The organism is Sphaerochaeta sp. UBA5849, from assembly GCA_002432715.1.
GTDB lineage: Bacteria > Spirochaetota > Spirochaetia > Sphaerochaetales > Sphaerochaetaceae > Sphaerochaeta.
On sequence record DJGJ01000018.1, the window covers coordinates 84,125 to 98,830 of the forward strand.

A 14,706-nucleotide genomic window follows, 5' to 3' on the forward strand; every position below is an offset into this window, starting at 1 on the left:
GCGATTCGTCTTATAGGGCATGGAGCTGGAAAACACCATCAACACACTTGCCAAAACGGTCTTCGGCATCCACATGCTCAGACCGTTTCAGCAGATTGTCATACAACGGATCCTGGAACTCGATGCCCGAAAAATCGACCACAAAGGATTGTTGGTTACCTTGCCGACAGGCAGCGGCAAGAGCTTGTGCTTCATGCTCCCTTCCTTGTTGGTTGAAGGACTCACCGTTATTGTGTATCCCCTTCTCTCACTTATGAACGACCAGGTACGACGCTTAAGCCGAAATGGCATCGCCTGTGTCGCGATCCAAGGCGGACAGACAAAAGAGCAGCGAAGAGCGTTGTTTGACTCCCTCGGCGCAAATGCATGCAGGGTGGTCATCACCAATGCAGAGTGCCTGGGCCAGGCTTCGGTGATCGGCGAGCTCTGTCGTCATCGAATCAGCCTGCTGGTAATCGATGAAGCTCATACCATCGTACGTTGGGGAGAGGGCTTCAGGCCGGCTTTGGCCGCACTCGGACCGCTTTTGGCCTACCTTCCGGTCAAGCAGATCCTCTGCTTTACCGCTACAGCCGATCAGGCGGTCATCGAAGGGCTCAACAAGAGTATCTTTATAAAAAGCAGGCCTCACCTGGTGCGGGGAAGCAGCAATCGACCGAATATCAGCTACCATGTCTTTCGCACCCTCAGCAAGGACCATGCGGTTTCCGCCCTGCTTGCCGACAAGGCGGCACGCCCTGCCATTGTCTTTTGCAATACCCGCGAGGGTACCTATTTCGCCTGCAAGGCCTTTCTTCGTTCCCACCCTGACATTCCCTGCCGATATTATCATGCCGGTTTGGATACCACGCAGAGAAAAAGTTTGGAGGCGTGGTTCGACAGTCAGGAGGAAGGAGTGCTTTTTTCGACAAATGCATTCGGAATGGGTGTAGATAAAAGCACCATCAGGACGGTCATTCATCGGGAGGTGCCCGACGATGCCCTTGCCTACCTGCAGGAGAGTGGAAGAGCCGGTCGTGACGGCAGGCTGAGCAAGGCTGTGGTTCTGCTCGATGGCACACAAACGGGGTTCTTGGTTTCGCTCTTCTCCTCCACCACCGTCTGTTATCGACAGAACCTGCTTGCACAGCTCGGCGAGGAGGTGGATTTTTGCAACGGCTGTGATGTATGCAACCATGCCGCCCAAGCAAGCCGCGAAGGAGAGGCGGCCCTGCTCGGCTGCATTGCAAGCCATCCGTTTCGCTACAGTCCCAGTTCGCTTGCATTGTTGCTCTCCTCCAAGCAAGGGTACAACAGTTACTCATCTGTCTTGTCTGCTTGGAGTGAAAAGGAAATTCGCTCGGCTCTGCACCTGCTGCTTGACGAGGGCAAGGTAGGAATCTTCAGCTCTCGCAGGCGTTTATATCTCAGGCTGAAAACCTATGGTGAACTCTTGACAACGCTTCACTTGTACAAAATGCTGAAGTATGGAACGAAAAGAGCCGGAAAGGATACCTCAGAAATTCTATCCTACGCTTCCCCGCCAGTTTCTTCCCGTGAAACCGCTGCAAGAGCAGGGCAAGTCTGTGGAAAAAAGGACGGTTCCATCATGGAAGAAGCTGCTGCTGTTGCTCACATTCACTGAACATCCCTAACCAACCGTGGCAGGATGGTGGTACTTGCTTCTTGCTTTCCTGCCAGCATGGAAAGCAGCTTCTCTGTAGCCTTTTGGTAGAGCCGGCCGCTTTGAATGTCCACACTCGCCACCCTCTTGCCAAGCAAGGAAGAAAATGGGGAGGCATCATATCCTACCGCGGGAAGATCCATGGGACAGCGCATCAACAAATCGAAAAGGGTGAGGTCGTTCACCGCTGCAAGAGCATCGATGCTCCGGACGGCAAGCAACTGCTCCACCTGGTCCTGTATCGACGCAATGCCGGCAGGAGAGCCGATGGCTGTGCTGATCACCTTCGCTTGTGGATAGACACGTAAAAAGCCCTCCAGTCGCTTGGCATGCGGCTCAACACTTTCCACATATCCGGTGATGTACAACGGCTTTTCACACCCCATTTCCTTCAGATACCGACCTTGCAGCTCGCCTCCATACAGGTTGTCTGTTCGTACAATGCAGCCTTGCTCGTCATCACCGATGTGGTGAGAAAGCACAGCGGGGATGGTGATTCCATCGAACAGGGAGAGCTCTTGGGGTGTATCGACATCGTAGGCAAGAATTCCATCACACTGCTTTTCAAGCAGCTTCAGCTCTTCCTGGTTGCCTACTCTGTAAAACCGCAGTTGCCAGGAGCTTTGGCCGATGACTTTCTGGACTCCTCGTACAGCCCTGCCGAAAAACCAATCAAAGCTGGAAAAGCTGCCCCAATAGTACGGTCTGCCCGTTTTATTGAATTCAACAAAGGCAAGGGTGCCGGTCCCTTTTCGTCGAAGGCTTGCTGCCAGCGGGTTGGGTGCATACCCAAGGATTCTCGCAGCTTCAAAAACTCGTTGCCGCAAATCCTCTGAGACGGCGTCGGGATTGTTGTAGACACGGGAAACCGTTGCACTGCTTACCTTGGCTAGAGCCGCTACACTATCGCGGGTACTTCGCATCCGCACCTCCATTTTTCATTGACAAAGCGCTGGCACAGGTGTAGTGTACACGTGTACATTACAGAAAGCAAGAGGGATTCAAAACCACATGGACATTCAATTTGATACGCACAACCGCTATAATCCGTTACTCGGCGAGTGGGTGAAAGTCTCACCACACCGAACCAAGCGACCATGGAACGGGCAGGTCGAAAAACCAAATTTGGAAGAACTGAGCCGCTATGACAGCACCTGCTACCTCTGCCCGGGAAACAAGCGTTCAAGCGGTGAACGCAATCCTGAGTACAAGGATGTCTATGTGTTTGACAATGATTTCGCATCGTTGTTGCCGACCACCCCCAATGACCGCATGCAAACGGGGCCGAACGGGCTCCTCAAAGCCTACGGCGAACGCGGACGATGCAGGGTGGTCTGTTTTTCACCCCGTCACGACCTCACTCTCTCACGCATGTCCACCGCCGATATTGAGAAGGTTCTGAGTGCTTGGACCGAAGAGTACGAGAAGCTTGGAGAGAGCGAGATGATCAACTACGTCCAAATCTTTGAGAACCGCGGGGCGATCATGGGTTGTTCAAATCCACACCCCCACGCACAGATTTGGAGCGAAGAGATCATTCCCGACATACCGGCCAAAGAGCTTGCCAATGAAGAGAAGTACTTCCAAACCCACAAGAGCCATATGCTGCTCGATTATGCCCAGTATGAAATGGAGACAGGAGAGCGGGTTGTCATCAAGGGCAGGCACTTCATCGCAGTCGTTCCCTTTTGGGCGGTGTGGCCGTATGAGACAATGATTCTAGGGTACAAGCGCAATCTTCAAAGCTTCAGCGATCTGGCAAGCGAAGAAAGAGCCGATTTGGCATGGACGATGCAGCAGCTGGGCATTCGCTACGACAATCTCTTCCAAACCAGCTTTCCCTACTCCATGGGTGTGCATCAGAAGCCTACCGATGGCCAGGCCTATCCCGCCCATACCATGCACCTGCACTATTTTCCACCCCTGCTTCGCAGTGCCACCGTCAAGAAATTCATGGTAGGATATGAGATGATGGCAATGCCCCAACGTGATATCACGGCCGAGCAAGCTGCTCAAAAACTCAGCTCTCAAAGCGACGTGCACTATCGCAACACACTACACTAGGAGATATCCATGGCTACAAGACACGCTGTTGAACAAGGCCTTTTGCATCAGCACTACCCCTCTCTGTATGGTCAAACCTATGACGAATCGGAAATGGATCGACGATTTGGGCACCTCATCGAGACCCATCAAAACCTGTTCGGCCAGATGAGCCCGTCAGTGTTCTCCACTGCTGGAAGGACCGAACTCGGGGGCAACCATACCGACCACAACCTTGGCCGCGTCCTCGCTGCAACCATCAATCTCGATACCATCGCAGCGGTGACAAAGCGTACTGACGACAAGGTGGTCCTCATCAGTGAAGGATATCCGGCTGTCGAGGTTGACTTGCATGTTCTAAAAGTGGTTGAAAGTGAAAAGAACACCACCGAAGCATTGGTCCGTGGCATTGCCTGCGCCTTTTCCAAGCGTGGTCTGAACATTGGAGGATGGCAGGCCAACACCACCAGCCGGGTGCTGAAAGGCTCGGGGCTCTCTTCTTCAGCTGCCGTTGAGGTGTTGTGCGGAACAATTTTCAATCACTTGTACAATACCGATGTCCTCTCCCCTGTCGAGCTGGCCATCATCGGCAAGTTCAGTGAGAACGTATATTTCGGCAAGCCTTCAGGCTTGATGGACCAGATGGCCTGCGCCTACGGGGGGATCATCGGCATCGACTTTGCCGATGAACAAAAGCCGGTCATCGAGCCGATCCAATACTCCTTCTCGGAGCATGGCTATCACCTGTGCATCGTCGATACCGGCGGAAACCATGCAGACCTTACTCCTGCGTATGCCGCAGTCCCTGCCGAAATGCGCAAGGTAGCAGCATATTTTGGTACCAATCACCTGAGGGAAGTTGATCAGGACACATTCATGCAAGCCCTGCCTGAATTGAGAAAAACGTTGAACAACGATCGATGCATCCTACGTGCAATGCACTTCTTCCAGGAGAATACGAGAGTGGAGAGCATGCTGAAAGCACTCGCTGCCGATGACATCAATGCCTACCTGTCACTGGTCAGGCAGAGCGGTGAAAGCTCCTTCTGCTTTTTGCAGAATCTCTATCCCTCGTTCTTTCCCGAAGAACAGGGATTGAGCCTTGCCATTGCAATGACGAAATCGATGTTGGGCCCTGATGCAACGGTGCGAGTCCATGGAGGGGGTTTTGCAGGTACGATCCAAGCCTATGTGCAGGAAAACGAGTTGGAAGACTACATCCAAGGTATGGAGGCAGTCTTCGGCAAGGGCAGCGTCACCCCCATTGCCGTCAGGAGCAAACCCTCCAGCTGCATTGCTGAGTAACAGAGAAAGCGACAACCAGTTCCTGGTCAAGATATCGTTCTTCGGCCCTGCCCTGATTTGAGTACGTATGTTGGATATCTGGACACGGTTCATGGGGTCTTCCCGATTCTGGATTACTTCCTTCCTTCAAACGGATTGGTTTCCGGTATTGTTGACAAGGACCTCTGGGGTATCAGCTACGGTGTTGACGTTAAAGTACCGAACCTTGGGTTTCCCTGGGGTTCGACCATGCATGGAGTACGGAATCCAATGCACTCACCTCCTTCGGATATGATGCCAAGTTCGGTATGAAAGAGACGTTCTTCGACACAATAAGCTTTACTGCTTCGTTCGATCAAGCGTTCAGGTCTTCACTTGAGGCATATAAGGTCACGGGTTTGTTTGCCCTTGAGAAGCGACTGGGCCTCATTACGGCATCCGCAAACCTCGATGTCGGTTTCTATGATTCGCTTGTCGACAACGCAGATGATACACGTGCCACCACCCTGACGGTCAAGGGGGTGTTCAACAAGTAGCATGGAGGGGATTGCAGTCAGGGCAGCGAAAGCCGCCCTCGCTCTTTTTCAGGAGAACAAGAGCCGATAATCGCTTGGAATCGCCTTGAAGCTTGATGGCTTATCGAGCAACGTTGCAAGGTTTTGGGGAACTTCCACCGTCGTGCCTATCAATGGTTCGACCACCTGTTCAAACTTGGCGGGGTGGGCTGTCGATACCACGATCGTCGGCTGGCCGGCAAAGTGGTCGCGTCTGACCCGCTCTGCGGTGGCGGTATGGGGGCAGAGAATGTAGCCAAGCTCCCCATATACTTCCTTGATGGTTGCCTGTATGGTCCGATCATCCACAGAGTAAGCACTGAGCATGCTTTTAATAGTATCCGTATCGGGATAGAGGTTGAAGAGCCGTTCCATGTTGCTGGGAGCCCCAACATCCATGGCATTCGCAAGGGTTTGCACCGAAGGACGGGTTTGGTAGATTCCACTTGTGAGGAATTCTGGAATTGTCTTGTTCTCATTCACCGAAAGTACTATCCGCTCGATGGGAGAGCCCATTGTAAGCGCCCAGAAGGCGGCGCAGCTGTTGCCGACATTCCCGCTGGGAATAATGAAGATCGGCCGCTTGCCGAAGGCTTGGGTGTAGAGATGGGAGGCAAAGACGTAGTACACGCTTTGGGGCAGCAGCCGTCCCAGGTTGATGGAGTTTGCACTGGACAGTCCCCATTGCCGGGAAACGGTCTGGTCCATGAAAGCATCCTTGACCATTTTCTGGCAATCATCAAAAGATCCATCAACTTCATAGGCTTGGATGTTGGCCCCCCAGCAGGTGAGCTGCTGCTGTTGACGGCCGCTCACTCTCCCCTTGGGGTACAATACTTTTACTTCGATGCCTTTGCGGTTGGCGAATGCTGCGGCCACAGCACCTCCGGTATCACCGCTGGTTGCTACCAAAATGGTCAGTTTGCGCTGCTCTTTGGCCAGCATGCGTTCCATGCATGCTGCAAGAAATCTTGCACCGAAGTCCTTGAACGCAGCAGTAGGTCCGTGAAAAAGCTCAAGTACTGCATCCTGGTCCTTGAGGGTGACCAAGGGGACTGGAAAGTTGAAAGCATCCATACAGATTTCTGCAAGGTCTTCCTTCAGGGGATCATCCTCGAAAAAGGGTGCGAGAACCTCGAAGGCAAGTTCGGGGTAGCTGGAGATCTCATGTATTGCGAGGTTTTCCAAGGAAGGAAACGACTCGGGAACATAGAGTCCACCATCGGGAGCCAGCCCCTGCATAATCGCCTGGCTGGCACTGACTGCCGGCGCTTTGCCGCGAGTTGATACAAATTTCATGTTCCTACCTCCTAAATCCTTGCTCCGAGATACGCTGCAAGACGAAGCATATCTGAAAATACACCGCCGGCAGTCACTTCCCTGCCGGCTCCCGGTCCCTTGATCACCAAAGGCTGGTTCAAATACCGGTCTGTCGTGAAGCAGATTACATTATCGGTTCCCCTGGCCTGGGCGAAGGGATGATCCGATCCGAAGCTGGCCAGTGATGCACTGCAGGCTCCCTTCTCATCGACGATTCCTACGTAGCGCAACTTCTCACCTTTTCGCTCTGCGTCGCGGTAAGCCTGTTCGATATGGGGATCCAGCACTTCCAGGTTCTGCATGAAAGCCTCGATGGAGAGTGAATCCATACCGGCGGGAACCAGGCTTTGGATCGGGATGTCCTGAACCTCAACCTCGTAGCCCATCTCACGGGCAAGAATGACCGTCTTCCGCCCGACATCCATGCCCGAGAGGTCGTCACGGGGATCGGGTTCGGTGTACCCCATCTCCTTGGCTTTCCGGACCAGCGTACTGAAGGGGACCGTTCCGTCATAGGTTGAGAACAACCAAGCCAGGGTTCCGCTGACGATTCCTTCGATGCGGTGAATCCTGTCTCCTGTCTGGACAAGGTCCTTGAGGGTGCAGATTACCGGAAGCCCTGCACCGACGGTGGTTTCGTACAAGAAACGACGTCCTGTCCTGAGGCAGGTGTCGAAGAGCTTGTTGTAATATGCCATGGGGGCTGTGCCGGCTTTCTTGTTGGGTGTGATGACATGAATCCCCATCTCAAGCCAATTGTCGTACTGCTGGGCAAGCTGGCTGCTGGTTGTGCAGTCGATGATCAAGGAGTGCGGGAAATACGTTGCCCCGATGTGGCGGACGAAGAGATCCAGATCCAAGGGCACGGCTTCCTGCTCAAATCGTGTTTTCCACTCACCGGGATCGATTCCATCCTGATCGAGCACCATTTTCTTGGAGTTGGCAATCCCGCGGATATGGATGTCGACTCCGAATTGCTCTTTCAACCGCTGGCTTTCAGATTCAATCTGCTCCAGCAGGGTGCTGCCGATGTTGCCGGGACCGATCAAGCCAACAGAGAGAGCCTGCTTGGAGAGGAAGAAACGTGCATGCAAGGCCCTCAGGGCTTTCTTGGAGTCACTTCCCTTGATTACTGCACTGATATTGGTTTCGCTCGATCCTTGTGCGATTGCTATCACATTGACGGATACCCTTCCCAAAGAAGAGAAAAACTTGCCGGCGATTCCTGCCTGGCCGGTCATCTGCTTGCCGACGGCGGCAAGGATGGCCAAGCCCGACTCGCCTTCAATGCTTTGGATCAGATGTTCGTCCAGCTCGTGGGAGAAGGCTTCTCTTGCAACTGTACAGGCTCTTTCCATCTGGCTTGCAGGTACTGCAAAACAGATGGAGTACTCACTGCTCGCCTGGCTGATGAGGATAACGGAGATGGAGGCTTCACGCATGGCGGTGAACAACCGGCTTGCGATGCCGATGACTCCGCTCATGCCCGCCCCCTCCACGTTTATCAGGGCGATGTCGTGAATGATGGAAAACCCTTTCACCTTATTGAGTTGTTCACCATTCCCATCCTTGCTGATGATGGTTCCCTCATCGTTTTCATCACCCCACCAACGCAGCTGTACATTGATGGATTCATTGATGGCAGGCAGAAGTGCCTGTGGATGAATGACCGGGGCACCGAAGAAGGAGAGCTCGGTCGCTTCGGAATAGGACAGTGAACGAATCACCAATGCCGAAGGAACTTCGTTGCTGTCTGCATTTTTCAACAGGGATGTGTTGTTCCAGAACGTCACCCCTTCTGCTTTGAGAATGCCGGCAAGTTGCGATGCTGCATATTCGCTTCTGCCGTCCCGTTGCATGCTGCCTTCAGGCTGGGGGAGCTGGCCGTATACAACAAGCAACCGCTTCGATGGTGCGGATCCGACAACAAGCGCCGAATATTCCACCAAGTCGGCAGCAATGCCTTGTGTGGTTGCATAATGACAGAGAAGGTCAGCTATCCAGCTGTCGCAGAGTTTCTCAAGGTAGCGTTGCACACCCGAGGATACCTCCTCCACCAACCATACGGAGCGCAGGATATCCTCAATATCGGCAAAGCCATGCTTGATGCGTTCCAGCACGTTTCTTCCAGCGGGGACCGTCAGGATGGTTTCCACCAGCTCCGTCCAACTGGAGAAGCGTTGCTCCTGCATCGACCACAGTCGTTCATCATGTTCCTTTGCACAGGCCAGGAGGCTTGCAAGTTCGAACTCTGTATCGCGAAGGGGCGCCAACACAAAAACCTGATGCGTTTCCTTGGCATGGCGGAAAATCCGAACAAGCTTCTCACAGCCCTCTTTCGATACCAGGTTGGAACTCTCTACCGCATGTACTCGAATACTGCCCATTGCAACGACCCCCATTTCAAGATAATGAACAACTCACTGAACAAATGTGTTGTCTGAATATACAAAAAGAGCCCAAAAGTGGGCTCTCTGTCGATCGAGATGGTGTAACAAGTGCTGTTATACGAGCTTCTCGACCTTTCCGCTCCTCAAGCAACGAGTGCAAATCTTAATGGTGCGCGGAGCTCCGTTGACCAAAGTCTTGATCGTTACGAGATTGGGGCGGAATACGCGCTTCGTGGTTACGCCGATGTGCTGACCGACACCACCATGCTTCTTGGCCTGACCTTTTCTCGGAACACTGTTCCCGGCTACCGTTCCTTTTCCGCAAATCTCACATCTACGAGCCATAGCTATATCCACCTTGTCAAATAATTCATTAGTTGGCCGAACCGAGGCCTGTTAAAGTCACGGCTATCCTTGTACGGGCAACGTCTTGTCCGTGAGCAGTTCCACAAGGTTATCGCATTGGAGACTTCAACCTTAGCCAAATTACCAGATAACGGCTTTTGTGTAAAGAGAAAGGCTTCATCTTTTATACTTTTTCCCTTGTCGAGCTTTGCTTGCTTGACTATCCTTATGGTATGGATAGCTATTACATCCTTCGATTGGGCAAGGATCTAAGAACCAAGGTAATGAAAATGAGGACGCAGTTGTTCGAGAAAAGCGGCCAAAGCAGTTTTTGCTGTCTCGAGCCATGCATCATCCTCGGTCCTTGCGACCCGACATCCGAAATCCCCTACGTGCCCTGCCCTAGGCTTCCGATTTCAGTCGATGGGAGGCTCAAGTACGAACACGGCCAGCTTTTCCTCCCGATCGAGGCTGAGATCCTCAAACCCCTAAGGCTCGCTCTAGCCACCGACTACCCGATTTCAGGCATCTACCTCGGGACGCAGCAGGTTTCTGTGCCTGAAGAAAACTTTGTGATCAAGAGCGTGAGCCTGGCAATCCTCTCAGTCGAACGAAAGCAGGACCTCACCCTTTGGAACGTGTTTTCAGAAAGGCATCTCGACTCGGACAGAGAGAGCTGAGCGGGCAGTCCTCACACTCAGGCTTCCTAGCGTGGCAGACGGTTCTTCCAAACAGGTTTGCCGTCATGGAGAAGCGGTAGTGCTTGCTCTCTTCCAAGAGCGATGCAACTTCCCGCTCTACTTTCTCAGGATCCTTGGTGTCAACCAAATTCAATCGGTTGACAACCCGTGAGAAGTGAGTATCGACGATGATGGCACTCTTTTTATAGATATCCCCCAATACGCAACTGGCTGTTTTGCGCCCCACCCCGGGCAGCTTGATCAGCTCTTCCATGGTGTCGGAAAGCTCGCGATCACGCAATGCCTTTGCACAAGCAACGATGTTCTTGGCTTTATTGCGGTAATAACCGGTTGGGTGGATGATGGCTTCAACATCCTCCAAGGCGGCATTGGAGAGGGCCTGCTTGTCCGGGTACTTGGCAAACAGGTCCTTCACCACCACATTCACAATCCTGTCGGTCGTCTGGGCCGAGAGGATGACACTGATCAAAAAGCGGAAGGGATCACGTTGGTCCAAGAACTGGATGTCTTTGGGAAGCAGGGTGTCCAGGATGGTATATATCTCTTGCATGCGTTGTTTCTTGTCCATAGGCCTTCCATGGTACCCCTTGACGCTTTGCTTCTCAAGTGCGTATACTCCAGAAAGTTTCGGGGCGTAGCCCAGTGGCTAGGGCACCTGCTTTGGGAGCAGGATATCGAAGGTTCGAGTCCTTTCGCCCCGATGTATTTTTTTTCTTGACAACTTTTTTTGAATACTTGGCAATTTGTTTGTAGGGTAATAATTACAAACAGGTTGCCGAATTTTATTTGCACCTGCTTTCACCTCAAATTGGTTACAAATCGACAAATGCAACCATTATGATTAGGCGTATGTAAGAATTGTTGATTATGACACTCTGTGTCACACCTGATGCAATAGACTGTCATCAGGAGGCAGCAAATATGCCATACATGACAGCAGATGCACTTGTCGAGCGGATGAAAGGGATTCCTGAGTTCATACTCAGCAAGATTGCCGAAATACTCGACTGCTATGACAAGGAAACCACCGTTTCTGAAGGATTCCTGTTCGAGTGTTGCCCAAAATGTAGAGCAATCCATCCGAGGATTATATTCTATTCCTACCAGGGCACCAAGCCTGGAATGTGTGGTTCATGGAAGCGACAGCAAGGTGGTCTCGACCCACAAGGACTACGACAGGGTCAATCATCTCAACAACGTCAACAGTTTTCATTCCCTGATTGAGCGATGGTACAAGAAGTTGGGCGGTGGTTACCTCCAAGTACATCAACAGGTATGCGGCATTGTTCAATGTCAGGTTCCAGGTTGGCAGGATGGATCCAATCAAGGGCAACAGCTTCGTAACAATTGAAAGGCCCAAACAAGAATAGTTGTACAGCCAACAGGAATTGAGATGGGAAGCAGGACAGACGGCGTGTAGTCACCATCTGTTAAAAACAGCCTTTTGGAATTCTCGGGTACTTCCTGCAGAAAGCTGATGTTTCCGTCTCCCCGGCTGTACTTGGCTTGATTCTTGGACCGATGGCTGAATCCAATTTCCGCAGGGCATTGCTGATGAGCGAAGGCTCCTACTCAATCTTCATCGCCTCTCCGATTGCCTGGGTCTTCCTTGTCTTGACCTTGATTACCTTGCTTGGGCCGGTTGTTGGAGATGCAATCAAGAAAAAGCGAAAAGCCTAAAGTACTTCAAACTTACCGAAAGGCCGCAAAACGCGGCCTTTGGTGTCTCTAATCAACATAAGGTGGCAATGCCACCCTATGAGTTACGAATAAACTGGAGATATAACGAATTACGCTGCACCCTTGATCGTCAGCAGTTTGGCAAGGATCCTTCCGATGGCCTTTCCATACTGTGCATTGTAATCAAGCACTGCATCATATGCGTTCACTTCTGTCTGTTTCTCTACACTCATGTAGTAGAGGTGGTCGCACACCTCAAAGAACAGGTCTGCTTTCCTCTTGCCGGGGAAGCTCATCTGCGTAGTCCAGGTTTCCATCACCTGACTGATGGGTTCATACAGGTTGCTCATCCAGGAATAGACTGCCTCATCCCAGGTTATGGGCATATTCAGGTTCTTTCCTAAAAAGTAACGATGGCCCTCAATCTGAGCGGCGAGTTTATCATAGTCCGAATCAAGGAACATATCGGTGTTCTTGATCAGGAATTCAATACTTTCTTTCTTGTGTAAATCATTGTTCTGCATGATTTGCTCCTTTTCGTTTTCTTCTGTTTACACTGATATAGTAAGAAGTTATAGCCTGCTTAGGCAAGCACTAAAAGACTAATATATTTGTACTGTTCCGCTCACTATTTGGATTATTCTGTCCTCTCTTTGATATAAAACCACAGTTTGTATATTCCTCACACAGTTTTGATGCATAAAAAATCCCTCCCCGAATGTCAGCAGGAGGGACTATCCATCTCATGAGTACTTACTGGTATTTGATTACCTGTTCGTACCGCTTCTGTACTTCCGCCCAATCGAGCACCGACCAGAGAGCCTTTATGTAGTCGGCTCTCAGATTCTTGTACTTCAGATAGTAGGCATGCTCCCAAACATCAATTCCAAGAATCGGTATTCCCCCATTCTTCTGCATCAAGGGAGAGTCTTGGTTCGGGGTATTTACCACTGCGAGCCTGCCGTCGGCATGAGCAACCAAGAAAGCCCAACCGGAGCCAAATCTCCCGGCTGCCTGCTTTCCGAGCTCGTCCTTCAAGGCATCAAAGCTTCCAAATTCTTCTGCTATCCGCTTCTCGAGAATTCCTGTGGGACTCTTGCTGGCCTTCGGTGAAAGCGTGGCAAAATACAGATTATGGTTGGCATATCCGCCGCCGTTGTTTCGTACGGTCGTCCTCAGGGCCTCGTCCTTGATAGAGTCAAGGTTGGAAAGGATATCCTCAATCGAGCGGTCTTTCAGGCTTGCATCCTTTTCCAGGGCTGCATTCAGATTATTGGTGTAGGCTGCATGGTGTTTTGTATAGTGTGTCACCATGGTCAGTTCATCGATATGGGGCTCAAGATCGGCATATCCATAGGGAAGTGCAACTTGTGTAAACATGAGAGTACCTCCTAACAAGTACTGTTATTCCTAGTTGTTTACTAGGTAAATAGAGTATACTCACTATTCTCCCATTAGGCAAGTATAAATATAATGGAACACCATTGTATCTGTTCCAATACGTTTCTCAACAAGGCATCTTTACCTTTTTTCTGATTTACGGTAAGGTTTCCACGTTTCGGACACTTGAGTGTCTTGTTGCGTGCGCCAATAGCTCAGTTGGATAGAGCAACTGCCTTCTAAGCAGTAGGTCAGAGGTTCGAGACCTCTTTGGCGTATAACTAACAAACATATACAATGCAAGAAGATACTGGCAATTCTGCTGGTATCTTTTCTTTTACCCAGTCAACAAGTCACCCTTGACTTACATCAAATTCTACATCAAAACTAAAGACCATAAGACATGAATACACTCTTTTCAAGCGCTACAAGGATGCCAAGAACAAGAAAGGCGTTGTTTGGTTCTTCTACTTATAGAGATGTATTTTCCCAAGCAGAGCTACAAAAGCTGTTCCCGAGCGACCTCGAAGCACTGACGAAGATTTGGAGAGAGGAAGAGTATGCATATTACTTTTTCATCCTGGCAACTACCGGAATGAGAAGAGGCGAAGCCAGAGCTTTGAAGTGGAAGCATGTAATCGAAGATAAGAAGCGAAATGGCTTATTGATTGAAGAATCCATCAAGAACGATGATACCACTGGAAGCACCAAGACAGGGAAAAGCAGAGTTGTGGTATTGAGCCAGAGAGCAGAGGAGATACTGGAACACTGGAAAGCGAGTACGCCTTTCCATGATCCAGAAGATTTGATTTTCTATGGTAGCAATGGCAGCAGACCAATTATGGGAAAAACGCTGCAGAACAGATTTCAGAAAGCTTTGGAGATTGCAAAGATTGAGATTAATGGAAGGAATCTGGTAATCCATTCTTTTCGCCACACCTACAACACCCTTCTGAAGAATGTACTTCCCTTGGATATTCTGCAAGAGACTACAGGCCACAGTTCAGAGAGCATGACTGAAAGGTATAACCACCCTTCTTTGAAGGATAGCTATCGGAGGATTTTGGAGCACGAGGATGCATTTGATGGGCTTTTCTGACAATTATAATTGAGAGCCATAGTTTCCGCTACGCTCGGTGATTTTGGTAAGCAAGCTTGATCAAAAGATACGTAGCAACAGAAGAGAAGAAATCAGAGACTTTCCTAACAGAGCCTTGGTTATTGAGCCAAGGTTTTGTCTTTATTAGAAGGACTGCGAAGAGTCCTGAATATACCTAAACGGCCAGATATGGAGTAATAGATAAACCAGAGAGCTCCATATCTCTAGCCCACATTCCTCACCCTAA

General features: G+C 50.8%; 15 protein-coding genes and 2 tRNA genes. 10 read left to right on the forward strand and 7 right to left on the reverse strand.

Translation table 11 applies throughout. The annotated features are described in order from the left end of the window. Positions 1–19 precede the first annotated feature (19 nt). On the forward strand, positions 20–1,624 hold the full coding sequence (locus B3K89_RS02535) for a RecQ family ATP-dependent DNA helicase (protein WP_293894722.1): 1,605 nt from the start codon (positions 20–22) through the stop codon (positions 1,622–1,624). On the opposite strand, the gene B3K89_RS02540 is transcribed toward B3K89_RS02535, so the two are convergent. Continuing rightward, entirely contained in the window at positions 1,618–2,586 is a 969-nt protein-coding gene (locus tag B3K89_RS02540) for a LacI family DNA-binding transcriptional regulator (RefSeq protein ID WP_293894719.1), read from the reverse strand. The two genes, B3K89_RS02535 and B3K89_RS02540, sit on opposite strands and share 7 nt — an antisense overlap. A gap of 88 nt (positions 2,587–2,674) precedes the next feature. Here B3K89_RS02540 and B3K89_RS02545 point away from each other — a divergent pair, with 88 nt between their 5' ends. The 3 genes from B3K89_RS02545 to B3K89_RS02555 all read left to right on the forward strand — a co-directional run bounded on the left by B3K89_RS02545 (position 2,675) and on the right by B3K89_RS02555 (position 5,526). Then, a complete protein-coding gene (locus tag B3K89_RS02545; protein WP_293894716.1) occupies positions 2,675–3,727 on the forward strand; it encodes a UDP-glucose--hexose-1-phosphate uridylyltransferase in 1,053 nt (350 codons plus the stop codon). Between the two features lie 9 nt (positions 3,728–3,736). Further along, positions 3,737–5,011, forward strand: coding sequence for a galactokinase (locus B3K89_RS02550; protein WP_345907015.1), 1,275 nt, complete (start codon positions 3,737–3,739; stop codon positions 5,009–5,011). Positions 5,012–5,298: 287 nt separating this feature from the next. Then, a complete protein-coding gene (locus B3K89_RS02555; protein ID WP_293894710.1) occupies positions 5,299–5,526 on the forward strand; it encodes a hypothetical protein in 228 nt (75 codons plus the stop codon). A 48-nt stretch (positions 5,527–5,574) separates the two neighbouring features. Here the strand turns inward: B3K89_RS02555 and thrC are convergent, their stop codons facing one another. The 3 genes from thrC to rpmB all read right to left on the reverse strand — a co-directional run bounded on the left by thrC (position 5,575) and on the right by rpmB (position 9,599). Then, positions 5,575–6,843, reverse strand: coding sequence for a threonine synthase (gene thrC, locus B3K89_RS02560; protein ID WP_293894707.1), 1,269 nt, complete (start codon positions 6,841–6,843; stop codon positions 5,575–5,577). Positions 6,844–6,854: 11 nt separating this feature from the next. Next, the gene (thrA, locus tag B3K89_RS02565; protein ID WP_293894704.1) at positions 6,855–9,251 is read right to left on the reverse strand and encodes a bifunctional aspartate kinase/homoserine dehydrogenase I; all 2,397 of its coding nucleotides are present in this window, start codon (positions 9,249–9,251) and stop codon (positions 6,855–6,857) included. A 117-nt stretch (positions 9,252–9,368) separates the two neighbouring features. Continuing rightward, positions 9,369–9,599 (reverse strand): 50S ribosomal protein L28, encoded by a 231-nt coding sequence (gene rpmB / locus B3K89_RS02570; RefSeq protein WP_244771200.1) that lies wholly within the window; start codon positions 9,597–9,599, stop codon positions 9,369–9,371. Positions 9,600–9,832: 233 nt separating this feature from the next. On the opposite strand from rpmB, the gene B3K89_RS02575 reads away from it, so the two are divergent. Next, positions 9,833–10,279: a hypothetical protein gene (locus B3K89_RS02575; RefSeq protein ID WP_293894699.1), complete on the forward strand. Its 447-nt coding sequence runs from the start codon at positions 9,833–9,835 to the stop codon at positions 10,277–10,279. Here B3K89_RS02575 and B3K89_RS02580 read toward each other — a convergent pair. After that, positions 10,224–10,868: an endonuclease III domain-containing protein gene (locus B3K89_RS02580; protein ID WP_293894696.1), complete on the reverse strand. Its 645-nt coding sequence runs from the start codon at positions 10,866–10,868 to the stop codon at positions 10,224–10,226. The genes B3K89_RS02575 and B3K89_RS02580 overlap by 56 nt on opposite strands. A 60-nt stretch (positions 10,869–10,928) precedes the next feature. Here B3K89_RS02580 and B3K89_RS02585 point away from each other — a divergent pair. The 3 genes from B3K89_RS02585 (at position 10,929) to B3K89_RS02595 (ending at position 11,980) form a co-directional block, all read left to right on the forward strand. Continuing rightward, positions 10,929–11,001: transfer RNA gene (locus tag B3K89_RS02585), tRNA-Pro, on the forward strand. A gap of 220 nt (positions 11,002–11,221) precedes the next feature. Then, positions 11,222–11,524 (forward strand): hypothetical protein, encoded by a 303-nt coding sequence (locus B3K89_RS02590; RefSeq protein ID WP_320351230.1) that lies wholly within the window; start codon positions 11,222–11,224, stop codon positions 11,522–11,524. Between the two features lie 297 nt (positions 11,525–11,821). After that, positions 11,822–11,980, forward strand: a complete 159-nt coding sequence (locus B3K89_RS02595; protein ID WP_298504250.1) for a hypothetical protein — start codon at positions 11,822–11,824, stop codon at positions 11,978–11,980. 110 nt (positions 11,981–12,090) lie between these two features. On the opposite strand, the gene B3K89_RS02600 is transcribed toward B3K89_RS02595, so the two are convergent. Next, complete coding sequence (locus B3K89_RS02600) at positions 12,091–12,504, reverse strand: DUF4032 domain-containing protein (RefSeq protein WP_298504253.1); 414 nt, start codon at positions 12,502–12,504, stop codon at positions 12,091–12,093. A 229-nt stretch (positions 12,505–12,733) separates the two neighbouring features. After that, on the reverse strand, positions 12,734–13,360 hold the full coding sequence (locus tag B3K89_RS02605; RefSeq protein WP_345907016.1) for a superoxide dismutase: 627 nt from the start codon (positions 13,358–13,360) through the stop codon (positions 12,734–12,736). A gap of 204 nt (positions 13,361–13,564) precedes the next feature. Between B3K89_RS02605 and B3K89_RS02610 the strand changes: the two genes are divergently transcribed. Beyond that, positions 13,565–13,638 (forward strand) — tRNA-Arg (locus B3K89_RS02610). A 125-nt stretch (positions 13,639–13,763) separates the two neighbouring features. Further along, positions 13,764–14,459, forward strand: a complete 696-nt coding sequence (locus tag B3K89_RS02615; protein WP_345907017.1) for a site-specific integrase — start codon at positions 13,764–13,766, stop codon at positions 14,457–14,459. Positions 14,460–14,706: the final 247 nt, after the last annotated feature.